We start from the raw sequence: 16,341 nt of genomic DNA, 5'->3' as shown, positions 1-16,341 counted from the left end.
TATATTCTCGGTAAATCATCAGGTGCCATCACGGGATGAACTTCTATTTCATCACAGAGGCCGACTTCCGTCAGCAAGGCATAACAAACTAGTATCGAGCCTTCGGCTTAGCTGTCGATCTTTTGGCGTTCGCTTCTCCATATCGGGCAAGACGTTGAATTCAATGGCTCTAGATGGATTTTGGAGTCAACAGGTGACTCCTCGGTGGGGAGCCGTTACTGCCTTCCTGCTGCCCATTGCGGCTTTCGCTGTGTCGACTCAGGCTGCAGCACCTTTTGTTCGGGAGGCGTATTAGGCAGAGTTTCACACGCTGGGTGATAGGGAGCCCTTCTATATCGCAATTGTCCTCTATGTCTTTGCGATCATGTGGTGGCCTATGGAGCTACGGCGAGTTAGGGTACGGATGGCTGCGGTGGGGCACCGCAGGGCCTTCTTTGAATGTTGCAGATGTGTAGTTGTGTGTCTCGAAGTCCGAGAACGCCAGTCATCCATCATCACGGTTGATCGAAGGGTTCATCAAATCGGCAGAGCGTTGATTCGCTTCAGTGAAAGCGAAATAAGAAAAGGCGCTTCTTCTCGGCAGGGTGAAATATTCGAGCACACAGTTCGGGTCAAAATGGCGCTAGATGAGTGTGCTGGGCGAGTGCTCAAAGAAGGTGAGAGTGCGATGCCCGCTTTGGTGGCCATGCTTATGAAGATCCTGGAGCGCCTCTCATCTGGCCGATTGCTCGGATTGCTGGACGAGGATGAGCTCCCTGCTTATGTTCCACCGTCCCCGGTAGAGCTTGAGGATGAGGTGAACAAGGGTGATCGCCGCATTGTATTGTGGGGAGCTTTGTTCGCTGCTATCGCTGCCGGTGTAATGATTTCGCTCGGCGTTCCTGCAGCGGCTGTCGTGCCTGCCGCTTTGATCTTCCTGATGGGTCCTGCAGTGCTCTGGGGGAGTAAGAAGATCGGGATCCCTGGGGAACTGATGGACTCTATGCGTCAGGGAGTAATGCAGCCTCAGGAGCCGCAACAGAGCGTGGTGGTGAACGGGAACCCGCCGGCCTCTGGCGGCAACGTGCCTTCGACAAGGGTGCCAAGTCTCTGAGTTGCATCTGGTTCGGTTAGGCCGATGGCAGTTTGCGGCGCTTCGGGGCACTGGTCTTCCGATCTCGTGTGGGCGAACAAGGTCACCCCTGGGCTGTGATCCTGTAGCCTCTCACTTGTTGTCGGTTGAGTGATTCAGCGAGGGTACGTGGGGGATAGGGGGTTCCGTGCCATCATCTGCATACTTGGAATGGTCAGGGACGAGAAGAAGAAAAATAGATGAGCTATTTTCAGTGCATGCAAGCGTTGGGGGTACTGGACCTGGCAGGAGATGGCGGACCAGTCAACTCAACTGGTCCATAACGCTGCGCCTAGCTGGAGAATTTCAGGGATTCGCGAGAGATTTGCATGACGAGGCATCCGATGCGCTATGTGATCCCATAACCGAGCTCGATCCTAGCTTGTCTGTGGTGCTCAGGAGTGGTTTGTCGCGAGCGCGTAAATTAGACAAGGGAAATGCTCAGCCCGCTGCACTTGGCAACGATTTCTCCTACCTAGGGCTGTCGCTATGGCCAGCGCTCAAAAGAGCTAACATTAAGGCCGCTAAGTGGAATGATGAGCTTGAGTCGCTCAATATAGCTCGTAACGCAATTGCTCACGACGATCAAGATGAGTTCCTGAAGCTTCAGCAGCGCAACAGATATCCGATCACTCTGGGTGTCGTTAAGCGATGGTCTCGCGCTCTGGATGGTCTGGCGGTGACAATGGACGCTGTGGTGGGAGACTATCTGGCGGGGTTTCTTGGTGGTCAGCGACCGTGGTGAGGAGAATGATGGATATCCCGGAGCCTGGCTCGGAAGTGCAGGTGCCATGGGGGCTTGACATGCTGCTAGGAACTGTCCAGCGGACCTATGACACGGGGCGAGGGCCGCAAGCAGTCGTTCGCGTTCACGTTCCTGGTGTGAGCGGTTCCAGCGTTGACGACGTAACTGTGACGCTACCCGTTAGTGCGCTGGAGCCGGTGCCGGAGTCTGGTGGCCCAGAGGAGGCTGCTGGATCATGGGTTAGTGGACTTGCTTACGAGCGCCAAGTGATCCCGCAGCTAGAGGCTGCTCTGCTGGATATTGATCCCACAGGGAAAACGCGTATCGCCATTGAAGCGCTGGATCTAGGGCATGATTTCTACGTGTATCGGGCACTACCTGATTCGTCGGCGATCAATATCCTTTTCTTTGGGGTGATTAAGTATACCCAAAGAAGCATCTTCCCGATCAGTCGCATACAGGAAGATCTGCGCAAGTTTCACGGAATGGGTAAGCCCTTGTTGCTTATCGCGAATGCGGATGTGGCGCGGCAGGGTAAAAGGGTTATTGATTCTAGTGACCTGAAGGTGATTTGGCAGAAATGGCGCAATGAAAGCGACAACTTGGAACTCAAGGCGGCGCTGGCGAGTCTGCTTCGTTAGTATCCTTTTCCTTAGGGCTCCAGAGCGGTCCACAGTCATCCAGCGCGGTCACATACCTAGCCTTCATGATGAACCGGTCGCCAAGTAAGCCAACTGGTCACGAGAACACGTGAGGTTGGTGGAGCGGCTTTGGGCTGGAGCTGCTTTGGCGCGAGTGATCATGGCCCCGTAAGCTTCCGGCGCGTCGGGCAGTCTGTGGACCTGCCCGCTAAAGCACGACGTTGAGGCCATGATCTTCGAGGCTCGCGCCAAAGTGGCTGCCTAAAGCCGTGGAGCCGACCGCCCCAGCCACGATGTACCCCTTCTCGGGCATCAGGCGGCTGCATGCTTGAGTGCGGCACGGGCGCCGGCCGGGCCGGAGCGGGGCGGAGACAGGAGCGCCGGCCCGGCCGGGGGCCGGGCCGCGCGGGGAGCGGAGCGAGCCGCCTTGAACCAGTAAAGAAGGTTGTAACTCAGGTGGCGTCTGGGATGCGCCAGAGTGGGGCTGCGTACTGCTCCGGGCGTCTGGTGAGCAGGAGTTGGCGCAGGTTGCTGCGCTGGGTGCCGTTGAGGTTCAGGGCCTCGGTGAGGTGGCGGAACGTCGTGTGTGTGACTCCGCGGGTGCGGGCTTCCGACTCGAACTCGTCGACCTGGCGCAGTACCGCCCCCTCGTCGAGCGGGGCCGGCGGCTGGTCCTTCAACCACAGGGCCTTGTTGCGCTCGTAGTCGATCTCCGAGAAGCCGCACACTTCGCGGCTGTGGGCCTCGGCCTCGTCCAGGGTCGTCGTCGCCGTGATGGCTCGGGCGAGGGTGTTGTGGCTCAGTGCCTCGTCCAGGTCGACTTCGTGGATACGTGGGCCTTCGTCCGTGAGCGGTACCGGCAGGCCGGCGTCGCGTACCTCGCAGATGCCGCGCGTTCCCTGGGCCGTCGCCGCGAGCATCCCCGTGGCTTCGGACGGGTGCCACTCCAGGATGTTGCCGACCGGGGCCACGTCCTCCGCCGTGAGGGTGTGGACGACAGGGCCCAGCAGCGGACGGAGATCCTCCGCCGACAGCTCGCCGTCGAGACCGGGGCCGGCGACCAGGAGCCGGACCGGGGCGTTCACCTGGCAGCACGCTGCAAGCGTCACTGCGTCGGCAAGCGGGCTCTTCAGGGTCGGTTCGTCGCCGCGGGCGAGGATGTCTCCGCCGACGTCCAGGAGGTCGATCGACTCGGGCGCCAAGTGGGCCAGTAGCTCTTCCATCTGGCGCGTCACGCCCTCGACTCCGTGGGAGGGGTCCAGCAGGGCGAGTGTCTGTGGGAGTTCGGCCGCGAGGCGAGGGAGCGTCGACCCTGCCGGAGCGACTGGGCGGGCGGTCGGCGGCACTGACCACACGGACGGGGTGACGGCTTCCAGGCCGGTGAAGTCGTGCGCGCCGCGCGGGCCCGGTACCGGGTCGACCAACAGGCGGTCCCACGCGTACGTGAGGATCACCGCCTGGTCCTCGTCGCCGTACAGGGCGGCGTGAAGCATTGCGGCGGCGACTGCGTCGCCCCCTCCTCCTGCTGCGACGATCAACCGCGTCATGTGGTCAACATTACGGGTTCTGGTATTCACCACTCACCCTATAGTGGCGGGAGGCCATAGCCACTTGGACGAGGAGGGAACGTGCCGCAGATCGAGGAGGCGCAGCCGAAGTATCTCCAGATCGCTCACCACATCCGCGATCAGATCCTTCGGGGCGACCTGCGAGCGGGTGACGAGGTGCCGTCGGAGCGGCAGTTGGCGGCGGACTGGAAGGTGTCGCGTCCGACTGCGGCTCGTGCTCTTGAGGCGCTCAGTCATCAGGGGCTCGTCGAGAAGCGGCAGGGCTCGGGGACGTATGTGCGCAGCTTGGAAGTCAACCGGCGGGCGCGGGAGTTGTACGGCCGGGCGCGTCAGACGGGGAAGATCTACACGCCCGGTGAGTACGCGGTGATCACGTCGGCCGGGTGGATGGACGCACCGGACCACGTGGCTGAGGCTCTCGGGCTGGTGAAGGACCGCCGGGCCGTGCACCGCCGGCGCGTGACCAACAACCAGGACGGTCCCATCACGTTGTCGACCTCGTGGTTCGCTCGGGACGTCGGGCAGCGGGCGCCCAAGCTCACTGACCCTGGGCGCATCCAGGAGGGGACCCTGATGTACGTCGAGAACATGACCGGACGGCAGGGGAGTTACGCCGAGGACCGGATGTGTGCCCGGAGCGCCACCGAGGAAGAGGCCGCCGACCTGGAGCTGCAACCGGGGTCCGCCGTGCTGATCGTCCACCACGTCGTCTACGACATGCAGGATCGGCCGTTGGAGTTCGCCGAAGCGACCTACCCGCCGCACCGCTGGGCGTTCGAACAGGGCTATCCGCTGGTGTGACATGACGGATCGTCAGTTAGGTGAACCGCTTGCGCGACGCGAGTGGCTAATGCCACTATTCAGTAAGTGGCTAAGGCCACTTACTGGAAGAGGGCAGGGTGTGACAGGTCGGCGGCCGGATCAGGGCACGCGCGCAGCATGCCGGGGATGCCGGGGGCGCGGTTGGAAGCGCGTCGCTTCGCGTACGTCGGTGGTCCTCGCCACCGCCAACGACCACACCCGTGCCACGTCGAAGCGGCGCTGCCTCGACTGCGACGGCAGCGGCAAGGAGTGAGCGCGGATGACCTACCGGTTCAACCGCTTCCCCAGCGAGGAATCACCGTGGCTCGGGGCGATGACCCTGCATCCGGTTCCGGAGTCCGTACCTCGGGCTCGACGCTGGTTCCGGAAGTTCATCGCCCCGTACAACCCGGCCTGCTCGGTCGACGACTGTGCGCTGATGATCTCGGAGCTGGTGACCAACGCCATCCTGTACGGACGGGCGGACGAGGAGTGGCGCGTGCGCGTGGAGTGGTTCCGGGACGAGACCTCGCTCCGCGTGGAGGTGCACAACCCCGGCTTCCCGGCGAACGTGCGCCTTCGCCGGCCGGACGCGAATGACGCGCACGGGCGCGGGCTGCTGCTGGTCGACGCCATGGCCGAGTCGTGGCACTCCGGGCCCAGTCGCTTCGGCGGGACGGTGGTCTCCTTCGTGATGGCTGATGCCTGGCCTTGCTGAGGGAGGAGTGCCCCGCTTCTACATCTGCTCAGGGATTGTCGCTAGTCTGGTTAACCAGTTGACTTGGCCAATCGCGACGGGCGGCGTTCATGGGATATGAGGTGGAGGCCCCCAAGTACGTGCGCCTCGCGCAGACCCTGCAAGGTCGCATCGAGGACGGAACGTATCCACCCGGTACCCGCGTCCCCAGCGAAAACCAGCTGGTGCAGGCGTTCGGGATGTCTCGGCCCACGGTCGTGCGGGCCCTGGAGCTGCTGAAGCGTGACGGCTGGCTGGAGTCCCGGCAGGGGTACGGCACCATCGTGTGCGGTCGTCCTGCGGGTGCCGAGGAGAGAGAGCGACGCGGCCGTGACGTCCTGACGCGTGACGAGTCGCGGACGGCCGGGCGGCTCGTGCAGGTCGGCGAGGTGGCGGTACCGGTCCGGGTGGCCTCCGCCCTCGGGCTGCCGAAGCGCGCAAAGGCTCTGATGCGTCGCCTCCTGGTCGAGGAGGACGGGGAGGCTGTTGAGCTGGTCTCCTCCTACTTCCCCGCCGGCCTGGTCGACGGCACCGACCTGGCGAGTCCCGAGGTGCTGGAGTCTGGTACGCGCGCGCACCTGGAGACGCGCAAGAAGGTCCGCTTCGACCACGTGACGGAGCGCGTCTCCGCTCGCCTGCCCGATGCGACCGAACGTGAGCTGCTGGACCTGCCGGACGGCGTACCGGTCCTGAGCGTCCTCGTCATCGCCTGTGACGCCTCCGGGCAGGCGCTGCAAGTCTCTGACGTGCTGCTGCCTGCCGACCGGCAGGAACTGGAAGACACCTACCGTCTGAACTGACCCCGGAAGCGGGCCCGTTCATCTCGGATGCCACTTGACAAGTCAACCTGGCATCCCTAGCTTCGAACTTGCTAAGTCAACTTGTCAGGTGGCAGGTTGCGACTCTCAAAAAGCTCAAGGAGACATCTGTGCGTGTGATCCGTATCGACGCCTCGTCCGCCACCGTCCTGCTCACCGAAGCGCCGGCGCCGAAGGTGCGCGACCGGAAGACCGGGGAGATCGCCAAGGACGCCGTGAGCGGTGAGGCCCTGATGACGGTCGGCGTCGTCTACATCGACGAGGGCGAGTCGTCGCTGATCCAGGTCACCATCCCGGAGAGCGGAGTCACGGACGGTCTGACCGTCGGTGCGCCCGTCTCCCTGCCCGGCCTGGTGGCCCGTCCGTGGGAAAGCGTCTTCAACGGCCAGCAGCGGCACGGCATCGCCTACCGCGCCACCGCCGTCACCCCCGGCGCCTTCCCGATGGCACAGGCGGGCTGACCGACATGACCGACTGGACGACGGTGGCGGAGGTGGGCGGGTCGCTCACCGCGATAGGCGGCGCGGCCTACGCCCGGCACGCCCACCCCGCCGCATACTGGTCCGCGGTCGGACTCCCGACCTCGGTGCTCCGGCTGCTGGCCTCGTACTCCTCGACCATGGACGCCTGCGGCCTGACCGTCGAACCGCCTCGCTGGCGGGCCCTGGCGGTCAAGGCCACCACCCGCCGGGAGATCCGTCCGGTCCCGCCCCGCCGAGGACTGATCCGGCCCACCCCGACCGGCCTGCGGATGCGGCTGCGGCTCGCTCCCGGACAGGAACCCGCCGACATCACCGCCTCGGCGGAACGGCTGCGGCACGCCTGGGGTGTCCACGCCGTGTACGTACGGGACATCAAGCCCGGCGTCGTCGAACTGCGGCTCGTCGGCTTCGACGTACTGCGCGACGTACGGATGCCCCGGCGTGCGCGGGGCGGGCTGCTGCGGGTGCCGGTGGCGCTGCGGGAGGACGCGACCGCGTTCGTCCGCGACTACCGCGCCGTACCGCACGAACTCGTCCTCGGCGCCACGCTGTCCGGCAAGTCCATGTACCTGCGCAACCTCATCGCCGGAATGGCCACTCAGCCCGTGGTCCTGGCCGGCATCGACTGCAAGCGCGGCGTCGAACTGTCGCCCTTCGCCGACCGCTTCTCCGCCCTCGCTGTCGACCAGCGACAGGCCGCTGACCTGCTGCCTGTCCTCGTGACCGAGATGGAGGACCGCTACGACCTGATCAAGGCCCGGCAGGGCATCGCCCCCGGCACCCCCGACGAACTGATCACCTCGGACATCTGGGGACTGCCCGACGAGGACCGGCCACCGCCCATCGTGCTGTTCATCGACGAGGTGGCGGAACTTTTCCTCGTCGCGAGCAGGAAGGACGAGGACCGGCGCGACGAGATGGTCACCCAACTCATCCGCCTCGCCCAGCTCGGCCGCGCCGCCGGCATCTACCTGGAGGTGTGCGGGCAGCGCTTCGGCGCCGAACTCGGCAAGGGCGCCACCATGCTCCGCGCCCAGCTCACCGGCCGCGTCTGCCACCGCGTCAACGACGAAGCCTCCGCCAAGATGGCGCTCGGCGACATCGCCCCGGAAGCCGTGTACGCGGCCTGCTCCATCCCCGCCGAACGGCCCGGCCTCGCCGCCGTCGGCGACACCTCCGGCGGCTGGTCCCGCATCCGCACCCCGCACCTGACCCTCGCCGAAGCGGCAGCCACCTGCCGCGCCGCGGCCCACTTCGCCCCCGACGTGCCGGCCCTCTCGCCCTTCTGGCCGCACGCCCCGACGGTGCGCGCAGAAGCGTCCGGGCCGGTGCCCTCTCCGTAGAGCGTCACCGAGCAGCCGCACCCGCTCCAACGGTCGGCGCGACCGTCCCGCGCCAAGCGCCTACCCCGCCAGCCTGAAAGTGCCTGAAAGGACGGCACACCTGATGTCCGAACGCCCCACCCTCGACGAGATCTCCTCCTTCCTCGCAGACCTTAAGTCCGCCTGCACCATCGGCGGTGACTTCTCCGAGTTGGTTGCCCGCAAAGCGGAGCTCCTGGAACGCATCGCCGACGCCATGCCCGGCGATCAGGAAGCTGCCGATGCCGCCCGTACCGCTCGCGCGGTTACCGGCAAGGAGCGGGGCGACGAGTGATGCGCATGGGTCGCGTCCGGGTTGATCCCGTGTTGGTGCAAGCGGTCATCGCCGCCACGCTCTCCTTCGCCCACCTTCACGACCTCGCCGCCGCTGCCGGACAGGACGGATGGAAAGCGTGGGCCTACCCGGTCTCCGTCGACCTGCTCCTCGTCGCCGCCTGGCACCGGCTCCGTACCGGCGGCGCGAAGGCGTCGGCCTGGTGCTGGTTCCTCGTCGCCCTGGTCGCCTCCCGCGGCGCCAACGTCGCGACCGCCGGCCTCCTCGACCTGCACGACGTACCGGCCTGGCTGCGCATCCTCGTCGCCGGATGGCCCGCGGTCGCCTTCCTCGGTGGAACCCTGCTCGCCCACGGAACACGGACGCTCCCCGAAGCACCGAAGACACCGACGGCACCGGAAGCGGAGACGACCGGGCGCCCGGAGACCGAAGATCCGGCCGCTCCAACAGCCCCTGAGCTGCCCACCGCACCCGCACCTGCCCCCGCGTCCGTCCCGCCGGCGCTCGTCGCCCTGGCCCGCAAGGTCGCCGACGAACACCGGACACGGACCGGCACCGCCATCGACACCTCGACCCGGCGCGCCCGGCTCGGCGTTCCGCTACCGCTCGCCGAAGCCATCGCCGCACACCTCACCTGATCAACGGAGGACCTCCGACCGTGCGCCCGTCCACGCTCCGCGCGCTCAACCGCGCCGCCGAGCTGACCCGTCAGAACCGCCTCACCGAAGCGATGCTCATCGCCGAACCCGTGATCCTCACCGCCGACGAGTACGAGGGCGAGGAGATCCGGCGCTGGCTCCTCGACCACGTCACCGACTTCACCGGCGAGCACCACGAGGGCCCGAAGCAGCTGCCCTGATGCCCCGCACCCCACGCTTCCGCCGTGCCGTCCGCATCGGCCCCGTACAGGTCGCCACCTACTACGACGACCGGGGCCGCGAGAAGCACACCGCCGCCTGCACGGCCCCGCGCTGCGGCTTCTCCGCCGACTACGACAGCCGCGCCGCCGCCGAACTCGCCGCCCGAACCCACCGCTGCCGCGTCCGCTGAGGGAGCCCCCGTGACCGTCTCACTGCCGCTCGTCCTGGTCCTGGGCCTCATCGCCTGGGGCACGGTCCGCTTCCTCGGCGTCCGCGTCTGGATCGTCGTCGTGATCGCGCTCTTCGGCTTCCTGCTCTCCCGGACCGTTCTCGCCCCGCTCATCGACTCCGGCACCCGCTCCGGGGTCGACGTCATCAACGGCACCCACGACTGACAAGGAGATCCGCCGTGTTCCGTCCCAAGCTGCCCGACGTCCCGACCCCGACCACCCTCACCCACCACCACACCCACGACCCGGCGCCCTCCGCCAGCCGCGCCCTCGCCCCGTACCTCGGCCCGGTCGCCGCCGTGGTCGTCGTCGGCGTCGTCCTCACCGCGCTCCTGGCGGCGGTCGCCGTCACGACCGTCTCGGTGGCCGTCGCCGCCGTCGTCCTGCGCTCCCTCGTCACCAGCGCGACCAAACGCTGACCGGCCGCCGGGGCGGCAACAAACCGCCAAGCATCCCGCCGCCCCGGGACCGTCCCCCCCAACCGCCGTAACAGCCGAAAGGAACCCCCATCATCACCCGGCAGACTCCGCCCCCGCTGGCGGAACTCTCCAAGCTGGCCTCATCCGGCAACCTCCCCCAGCTCGCCCACCAGCTCTCCGGCCTGGGTGGCTGTACCCACCCGATCCGCCTCGACGGCCACCGCACCGAGTACGCCGTCGACACCCGCACCGGGGAAATCGGCAACCGCCTGCGCCACCTCGACTCCACCACCCTCCCCGCCGGTCACCTCCTGGTGCGCTGCAACAACCGCCGCACCACCCGCTGCGCGGCCTGCGCAGAGGTCTACCGCCGCGACACCTTCCACCTGATCACCTCGGGCCTACGCGGCGGCAAGGGCGTCCCCGAACGCGTCGCCGCGCACCCCCGCGTCTTCGCCACCTTCACCGCCCCCGGCTTCGGCCCCGTCCACAACCGCCCCACCAGCCCCGCCCGCACCGTCCGCCCCTGCCGCTGCGGCACCCTCCACCGCCCCGACGACCCCGCCCTCGGCACCGCCCTCGACCCCGACACCTACGACTACGAGACGGCCGTCCTGTGGAACGCACACGCCGGCATCCTCTGGCGGCGCTTCTCCATCTACCTCCGCCGGGAAGTCGCCAAGCGCGCCGGCCTCACCCAACGCGACTTCCGCGAACACGCGCGCGTGTCCTTCGCCACGGTCGCCGAATACCAAAAGCGCGGAGCAGTCCACTTCCACGCCGTGATCCGCATCGACGGCCCCGACGGCGGCGACACCCCGCCCCCGGCCTGGGCCACCGCCGAACTGCTGACCGACGCCATCCGCGCCGCCGCCACCGCCGCCCGCGTCGACGGACCGACCATCGACGGCCGGGCCCACACTTTCGCCTTCGGCCGACAGCTCGACGTCCGCACCATCCGCTCCGCCGACTTCGACGGCGGCCAGGAGCTGACCGAACGCGCCGTGGCCGCGTACATCGCCAAGTACGCCACCAAGGGCGCCGAAACCGCGACCGGCGCCCTGGACCGGCCGCTGAAGTTCCTCGCCGAACTCGCCCAGCTCGACCTCACCGACCACGCCCGCCGCCTCATCCGCACCGCCTGGACCCTCGGCGCCCGCAAAGACCTCGAACACCTCCGCCTGCGCGCCTGGGCCCACATGCTCGGCTTCCGCGGCCACTTGTCCACCAAATCCCGCCGCTATTCCACCACCCTCGGCGCCCTGCGCACCGCCCGCGCCGAATACCGCCGTGCCCAAGCCGCCACAGCCGCGCACGAGGACGGCCCGGAGACGACCACGCTCGTGCTCGCCCACTGGGTCTACGCCGGCACCGGCCTCACCGACACCGAAGCCTGGCTCACCGAATCCCTCGCCCCCGCACCCGGAACGGAAGGAGAACCCACCGCATGACCACGACGAGTATCACCCGCAAGTGGCACACCACGGCCGAGGTCGCCGAGATGCTCGGTTTCGGCCTCTCCAAGACGAAGGCGCTCGTCCTGAGCGGCGAGATCCGCTCCGTGAAGGTCGGTCGCAACCGGCGCATCCTTCCGGCCTGGGTCGACGAGTACGTGAACCGCTGCGTGTCCGAGACCGAGGAGTGGGCGGCATGAGCGGGAAGCGCAGCAACGGCGAGGGGTCGATCTACCCGTACAAGAACGGCTTCGCCGCATATGTCTGGGTCACGACTCCGGACGGCGACCGGAAGCGCAAGTACGTCTACGGGAAGACCCGAGAGGAGACCCACGAAAAGTGGATCAGGCTGCACGGTGAAGCGAGCAAGGGACCTGTCCGGACCCGTCACCGCACCGTGGCGGCGTTCCTTTCCTACTGGCTTGAGTCGATCGTGAAGCCGAACCTCGCCCCGCTGTCGTACGTCTCGTACGAGGGCTCGGTGCGGCTGTACATCGCGCCTCACCTGGGAACGAAGCGACTCGACAAACTGACCGTCCGGGACGTGCGGGAGTGGCTGACCAAGCTGGCCGGCATCTGTCAGTGCTGCGCGCAGGGCAAGGACGCCAAGAGGGCGGAGGGACGGCAACGGTGCTGTGCCGTCGGGGAGTGCTGTGAGGCGTATCCGTCCCGGCGGGTCGTCCAGGCGGCCCGTGACGCCCTCCGCGCCGCCCTCACGCACGCCGTGACCGAGGAGGAGATCAGCCGGAACGTGGCCTCGCTGGTCAAGGTCCCGAAGCCGCGTCGGCGTCGTATCAAGCCGTGGTCGGTAGCCGAAGCGGGCCGGTTCCTGGCCGATGCCCTCAGCCGGGAAGATCCGCTGTTCGCCGCTTGGGTCCTGGTCCTCTGCCTCGGCCTGCAGCGGGGTGAAGTCCTCGGGCTCACCTGGAAGTCGATCGACTTCGACACGGGTGAGCTGTACGTCGATCACCAGATCCAGCGGGCGGGCCGGCAGATCCTGCACCGGGAGACCAAGACGGAGGAGTCGGACGACTTCCTGCCCCTGCCCGCGCTCTGCCTCCGGGCTCTCCGGATGCGACGCGCTCAGCAGGACGGCGACCGTAAGGCGGCCGGGGAGCTGTGGCAGGACGCCCGCGGGCTGGTCTTCACGACGAAGTACGGGACCGCGATCGAACCGGGCAACCTCACTCGCATGTTCGCGCTGCGGGCTCGCCGCGCCGGCCTCCGGGTGATCCCGCTCCGGAACACCCGGCACACGTGCAGCTCGCTCCTGGTGGCGCTGAAGATGCACCCGAAAGTCGCTCAGCGCATCCTCCGGCACTCACAGATCGCCATGACGATGGAGGTCTACGCGGAAGCGAGTGACGAGGAGGTGCGGGCCGCGCTCGGCAAGCTGTCGGCGGCCATGGACGGCACCGGCTGACGGGGTTGCTGTACTCCACTGCTGTACGGCCCTGAAACGCCAGAGGCCCCGGAGCGATCCGGGGCCTCTGACCTGTGTGCACTCGGCAGGATTCGAACCTGCAACCTTCTGATCCGTAGTCAGATGCTCTATCCGTTAAGCTACGAGTGCTTGTTCTGTTGTTGTCTCCGCTTCGTTCCTTCCGGCCCGTTCGCGGCGACAGGAAGAACATTACATGACTGCCGCCGTCATGTGAAATCCATTGGCCCTACCCCTTGTGACCTGCGGAAACGCAGGGCGAGGGGTTGGCCGGGCCGGGGAACGACGAAGCCCCGGCCGCTGGGGCCGGGGCTTCGTGTTTCCTGTGCGGAGGCGGAGGGATTTGAACCCTCGATGGGCTTTAAGACCCAAACCGCATTAGCAGTGCGGCGCCATAGACCGGACTAGGCGACGCCTCCAGACAACACACCCTCTCGCGTGAGCGCGAGCGGTGCTTGCCGATGATGACACAGCCGAGCGCGGTGTCACCAATCGGCCCCCACGGTACTAGGCGAGAAGGCCGCAGGGCAAAGCCCTTACGGTCGACGGCGCGGGCGCGGGCGCAACGTCCGGCGCGCCCGCGCGTTAGTCATGTCATGTCTCAGGTCACATCTCAGGTCACAGCACCGGTCACAGCGCCGGTCGCGTCTCCGATCACGGCACCGGTCACAGCGCAGGTCACCTCGCGCTTCACCCGTCTCCTCGGCGCCGCCGCCCTCTGCGCCGCCGCCCTCGCGTCCTTCTCCGCCGCCCCCACCGTCGCCGCCCCCGCGTCCGAGCCGCGCCCCCTCCCCGCTCCGGCCCCCCTTCCCGTCCCCGCCCCCGCCCCCGTCGACCACCTCACCGTCACCGTCAGCGACGCCGGCGACGGCAACGACGGGACGTACGAGCTGTACTGCCGGCCCGGCCGCGGCAGCCACCCCGACCCGGCCGGCGCCTGCGCCGCGGTCGACCGGAGCGACCGCGCCGGACAGGACGCCTTCGCCCCGGTCGCCGAGGGCACCATCTGCACCATGCAGCACGGCGGCCCGGCCACCGCGCACGTCACCGGCACCTGGGCCGGACGCCCGGTGGACACCACGTACGACCGGAGCGACGGCTGCCAGATCTCCCGCTGGGACCGGATCGTCCCGCTGCTGCCCGACCTGACCCCCGCCGCGTCCCCCACCGATTCCTGAACGGAGCGCTTCGCGAAGGTTCCGCGAAGGTCCCGCGACGTCAGGGTGTGCGCCCGAGCGTTCGGGCACGGCTTCCGCATCACTTCGTCGTGCGACCTCCCTCCCATCCGGCGCCGCGGGCACAACCCCAGCCCTTAGACTCCCTCGGGTGACACCCCGCGGGCCGGTTGGCAAGATGGCCCGAGCGGTCAGCAAGGTGCGGTAACAGGGAGGAAGGCGTCTCGTGAGCGGCAGGCCATCCCGGGGCGCTGCTCGCCTCGCAGCCATACTGGACGCGCTGCCGGACGCGTTGGTGCTGGTCAACGCCAACGGAACCGTCGTCAACGCGAACACCATCGCGCTGGAGGCGTTCGAAACGCCCGGCACCGCGCTCGTCGGACGCGGGCTTCTCGACCTGCTCCCCGAGTTCGACTCCAAACTCATCCCCGGCTCCATGCGCCGCCCGGACCACATCGACCCCCGGGCCCGGACCAAGCCCACCCGGATGACCGCCCGGCGGACGGACGGCACCGAGTTCCCGGTCGAGGTCGCCAGCGCCAACCTCGACACCGGCCAGGGCCAGCAGGCGGCCTACGACGCCTACGGCTACACCGGCGACGAACTGCTCATGCTCGTCGTCCGCGACCTCTCCGGCACCGTCGACACCGAGGCCGAACTGGCCCGTTCGCAGCGGCAGACCGAGATGATCCTGCGGGCCGCCGCCGAGGGCGTCGTCGGCACCGACACCGACGGCCGTATCGTCCTCGTCAACCCCGCCGCCGCGCAGATCCTCGGCTACCGCGCCAGCGACCTCGGCGGACGCGAGCTGCACACCCTCGTCCTGCACTCGCGCGCCGACGGCTCACCGTTCCCGTACGACGAGTCGCCGCTCGCCGACACCCTGCGCTCCGGGCGCAAGCACCGGGTGCGCGGGCAGGTCCTCTACGCCAAGAACGGCGACCCGGTCTCGGTCGACCTGACCACCGCGCCCGTCCGCGACGGCGACCAGCTCGTCGGCGCCGTCCTGACCTTCACCGACCGGCGGCCCTACGACACCCTCGCCGAGGAGAAGGAGGCCGCGGCCGAGCAGCACGCCGCCGAGCTGGCCCGCCTCACCGAGGAACACACCGCCGAGCTGACCACGCTGCGCGAGGAACACGCGGCCGAGCTGACCGCCCTGCGCGAGCAGCACACCGCCGAACTGACGGAACTCCGCGAGCAGCACGCCGAGGCCCTCGCCGCCGACGAGGACCGCTACGCCGCCCTCGGCGAGCGCGAGAAGGACCGCTACGAGGCCCTCTCCGCCCGGCACGAACAGCTCCTCACCCTGCTCGGCGCCTCCCTGCGCGGCCCGTTGGAGGAGCTGCGCCGCGAGCTGGCCGCCCTGGCCTCCGACGACGCCGGGCAGCTGTGGCCCGAGGCCAACCAGGTGCTGCACCACCTCTCCGCCGGATACGCCCGCATCACCACCCTCATCGACAACGTCCTCGGCTACCAGCGGCTGGACTCCGAGGGCGGTGGCATCGCCCGTACGAAGGTGATGCTCGACGCCGTCGTCGCCGCCGGGGTCGACGGGGCCGTCGAGCTGGTCGGGCCGGGCCGGGTGCAGTTCGCCGTGCACGCGCCGCCCATCGAGGCCGAGGTCGAGCCGCGGCTGCTCGCCACCGCGCTCGCGCACCTCGTCGCCGACGTCGCCGGAGTCGACGCGACCGGCAACGCGCCCGTCTCCGCGGGCGGTTACATGGACAACACCGTGGTGGTGGCCGCGGCCCAGCGCGGCGAGGTCGTACGGATCGAGGTCCGCGGGCCGTACGCCGGGGGCGACCCGGTGCACGAGCCGATCGTCCGCGGCATCGTGCGGGCCCACGGCGGCGTCCTCCAGACGCACGAGGTGCCGGGCATGAGCGGCAGCGCGTACGTCCTCGAAGTGCCGATCGGCGGCGGGGCGGGCGCCGTCGCGGCCCCGGTCACGGCGGCCGCGGACGCGGCGGTCGGCCCGGTCGACGGCGCCACGGGCGTACAGCAGCAGGCTCCCGCCGATGAGCGGAACGGTGCGGTGCCCGGCGCGGACGAGGCCGGTGCGGGCGGCGGACGGCGGCGCGCCCGGCGGTCGTCGACCGACGCCTTCCTGGAGAGCGAGGTCGCCGGCGCGTCCGGCGACACCGGTACCGAGGCCGCCACGCCGACCGGCCGGCGCCGCCGCCGGGCCGCCGCGGAGGCCG

20 protein-coding genes and 2 tRNA genes are annotated in these 16,341 nt (G+C 68.2%); 19 read left to right on the top strand and 3 right to left on the bottom strand.

Annotation, left to right across the window (positions count from 1 at the left end):
- Window positions 1–457: 457 nt before the first annotated feature.
- From UW392_RS64300 to UW392_RS64290, 3 genes are all read left to right on the top strand, one after another.
- A complete protein-coding gene (locus UW392_RS64300; protein WP_320784760.1) occupies window positions 458–1,093 on the top strand; it encodes a hypothetical protein in 636 nt (211 codons plus the stop codon).
- Window positions 1,094–1,436: 343 nt separating this feature from the next.
- Window positions 1,437–1,856, top strand: a complete 420-nt coding sequence (locus tag UW392_RS64295; RefSeq protein WP_320784759.1) for a hypothetical protein — start codon at window positions 1,437–1,439, stop codon at window positions 1,854–1,856.
- A gap of 137 nt (window positions 1,857–1,993) precedes the next feature.
- Window positions 1,994–2,497 (top strand): hypothetical protein, encoded by a 504-nt coding sequence (locus tag UW392_RS64290; RefSeq protein ID WP_320784758.1) that lies wholly within the window; start codon window positions 1,994–1,996, stop codon window positions 2,495–2,497.
- Window positions 2,498–2,949: 452 nt separating this feature from the next.
- Here the strand turns inward: UW392_RS64290 and UW392_RS64285 are convergent, their stop codons facing one another.
- A complete protein-coding gene (locus tag UW392_RS64285; protein ID WP_320784801.1) occupies window positions 2,950–4,044 on the bottom strand; it encodes a DUF1152 domain-containing protein in 1,095 nt (364 codons plus the stop codon).
- A gap of 81 nt (window positions 4,045–4,125) precedes the next feature.
- On the opposite strand from UW392_RS64285, the gene UW392_RS64280 reads away from it, so the two are divergent.
- The 14 genes from UW392_RS64280 to xerC all read left to right on the top strand — a co-directional run bounded on the left by UW392_RS64280 (window position 4,126) and on the right by xerC (window position 12,944).
- Window positions 4,126–4,866: a GntR family transcriptional regulator gene (locus tag UW392_RS64280; RefSeq protein ID WP_320784757.1), complete on the top strand. Its 741-nt coding sequence runs from the start codon at window positions 4,126–4,128 to the stop codon at window positions 4,864–4,866.
- Between the two features lie 280 nt (window positions 4,867–5,146).
- Window positions 5,147–5,584, top strand: a complete 438-nt coding sequence (locus UW392_RS64275) for an ATP-binding protein (RefSeq protein ID WP_320784756.1) — start codon at window positions 5,147–5,149, stop codon at window positions 5,582–5,584.
- 89 nt (window positions 5,585–5,673) lie between these two features.
- The gene (locus UW392_RS64270; RefSeq protein ID WP_320784755.1) at window positions 5,674–6,402 is read left to right on the top strand and encodes a GntR family transcriptional regulator; all 729 of its coding nucleotides are present in this window, start codon (window positions 5,674–5,676) and stop codon (window positions 6,400–6,402) included.
- 128 nt (window positions 6,403–6,530) lie between these two features.
- Entirely contained in the window at window positions 6,531–6,881 is a 351-nt protein-coding gene (locus tag UW392_RS64265) for a hypothetical protein (RefSeq protein WP_142194138.1), read from the top strand.
- A gap of 5 nt (window positions 6,882–6,886) precedes the next feature.
- Entirely contained in the window at window positions 6,887–8,245 is a 1,359-nt protein-coding gene (locus UW392_RS64260) for an FtsK/SpoIIIE domain-containing protein (protein ID WP_320784754.1), read from the top strand.
- A 103-nt stretch (window positions 8,246–8,348) separates the two neighbouring features.
- Entirely contained in the window at window positions 8,349–8,558 is a 210-nt protein-coding gene (locus UW392_RS64255) for a hypothetical protein (protein ID WP_320784753.1), read from the top strand.
- Complete coding sequence (locus tag UW392_RS64250; RefSeq protein ID WP_320784800.1) at window positions 8,558–9,196, top strand: DUF2637 domain-containing protein; 639 nt, start codon at window positions 8,558–8,560, stop codon at window positions 9,194–9,196. Before UW392_RS64255 ends, UW392_RS64250 begins: the two co-directional genes overlap by 1 nt.
- A 20-nt stretch (window positions 9,197–9,216) precedes the next feature.
- Entirely contained in the window at window positions 9,217–9,417 is a 201-nt protein-coding gene (locus tag UW392_RS64245; protein ID WP_320784752.1) for a hypothetical protein, read from the top strand.
- On the top strand, window positions 9,417–9,608 hold the full coding sequence (locus tag UW392_RS64240) for a mobile element transfer protein (RefSeq protein ID WP_228900241.1): 192 nt from the start codon (window positions 9,417–9,419) through the stop codon (window positions 9,606–9,608). Before UW392_RS64245 ends, UW392_RS64240 begins: the two co-directional genes overlap by 1 nt.
- A gap of 10 nt (window positions 9,609–9,618) precedes the next feature.
- Complete coding sequence (locus UW392_RS64235; RefSeq protein WP_320784751.1) at window positions 9,619–9,813, top strand: hypothetical protein; 195 nt, start codon at window positions 9,619–9,621, stop codon at window positions 9,811–9,813.
- 14 nt (window positions 9,814–9,827) lie between these two features.
- Window positions 9,828–10,067, top strand: coding sequence for a SpdD protein (locus tag UW392_RS64230; protein ID WP_320784750.1), 240 nt, complete (start codon window positions 9,828–9,830; stop codon window positions 10,065–10,067).
- A gap of 116 nt (window positions 10,068–10,183) precedes the next feature.
- Window positions 10,184–11,518, top strand: a complete 1,335-nt coding sequence (locus UW392_RS64225; RefSeq protein WP_414497784.1) for a replication initiator — start codon at window positions 10,184–10,186, stop codon at window positions 11,516–11,518.
- A complete protein-coding gene (locus tag UW392_RS64220; RefSeq protein ID WP_320784749.1) occupies window positions 11,515–11,721 on the top strand; it encodes a helix-turn-helix domain-containing protein in 207 nt (68 codons plus the stop codon). Before UW392_RS64225 ends, UW392_RS64220 begins: the two co-directional genes overlap by 4 nt.
- Window positions 11,718–12,944 carry a site-specific integrase gene (xerC, locus tag UW392_RS64215; RefSeq protein ID WP_414497774.1) on the top strand — a complete coding sequence of 409 codons (1,227 nt, stop codon included), beginning with the start codon at window positions 11,718–11,720 and terminating at the stop codon, window positions 12,942–12,944. Before UW392_RS64220 ends, xerC begins: the two co-directional genes overlap by 4 nt.
- Before the next feature lie 77 nt (window positions 12,945–13,021).
- Here the strand turns inward: xerC and UW392_RS64210 are convergent.
- Together UW392_RS64210 and UW392_RS64205 are read right to left on the bottom strand one after the other, a co-directional pair.
- Window positions 13,022–13,094: transfer RNA gene (locus tag UW392_RS64210), tRNA-Arg, on the bottom strand.
- A gap of 196 nt (window positions 13,095–13,290) precedes the next feature.
- Window positions 13,291–13,381, bottom strand: a tRNA-Ser gene (locus tag UW392_RS64205).
- Window positions 13,382–13,558: 177 nt separating this feature from the next.
- Between UW392_RS64205 and UW392_RS64200 the strand changes: the two genes are divergently transcribed.
- Window positions 13,559–14,140, top strand: a complete 582-nt coding sequence (locus UW392_RS64200) for an SSI family serine proteinase inhibitor (protein ID WP_320784747.1) — start codon at window positions 13,559–13,561, stop codon at window positions 14,138–14,140.
- A 223-nt stretch (window positions 14,141–14,363) separates the two neighbouring features.
- The coding region (locus UW392_RS64195) for a PAS domain-containing protein (RefSeq protein ID WP_320784746.1) at window positions 14,364–16,341 on the top strand (1,978 nt) is incomplete at its 3' end.

The organism is Streptomyces sp. CRN 30 (genome assembly GCF_034105845.1).
Note: the sequence above shows the minus strand (reverse complement) of the source record. Positions and strands in the feature narration are given on the sequence as shown.

Coding starts and splice junctions, on each gene's coding strand:
- UW392_RS64250 (WP_320784800.1), top strand. CDS start 8,558: ATGCGCATGGGTCGCGTCCGGGTTGATCCCGTGTTGGTGCAAGCGGTC.
- UW392_RS64220 (WP_320784749.1), top strand. CDS start 11,515: ATGACCACGACGAGTATCACCCGCAAGTGGCACACCACGGCCGAGGTC.
- UW392_RS64255 (WP_320784753.1), top strand. CDS start 8,349: ATGTCCGAACGCCCCACCCTCGACGAGATCTCCTCCTTCCTCGCAGAC.
- UW392_RS64285 (WP_320784801.1), bottom strand. CDS start 4,044: ATGACGCGGTTGATCGTCGCAGCAGGAGGAGGGGGCGACGCAGTCGCC.
- xerC (WP_414497774.1), top strand. CDS start 11,718: ATGAGCGGGAAGCGCAGCAACGGCGAGGGGTCGATCTACCCGTACAAG.
- UW392_RS64200 (WP_320784747.1), top strand. CDS start 13,559: ATGTCTCAGGTCACATCTCAGGTCACAGCACCGGTCACAGCGCCGGTC.
- UW392_RS64270 (WP_320784755.1), top strand. CDS start 5,674: ATGGGATATGAGGTGGAGGCCCCCAAGTACGTGCGCCTCGCGCAGACC.
- UW392_RS64240 (WP_228900241.1), top strand. CDS start 9,417: ATGCCCCGCACCCCACGCTTCCGCCGTGCCGTCCGCATCGGCCCCGTA.
- UW392_RS64275 (WP_320784756.1), top strand. CDS start 5,147: ATGACCTACCGGTTCAACCGCTTCCCCAGCGAGGAATCACCGTGGCTC.
- UW392_RS64260 (WP_320784754.1), top strand. CDS start 6,887: ATGACCGACTGGACGACGGTGGCGGAGGTGGGCGGGTCGCTCACCGCG.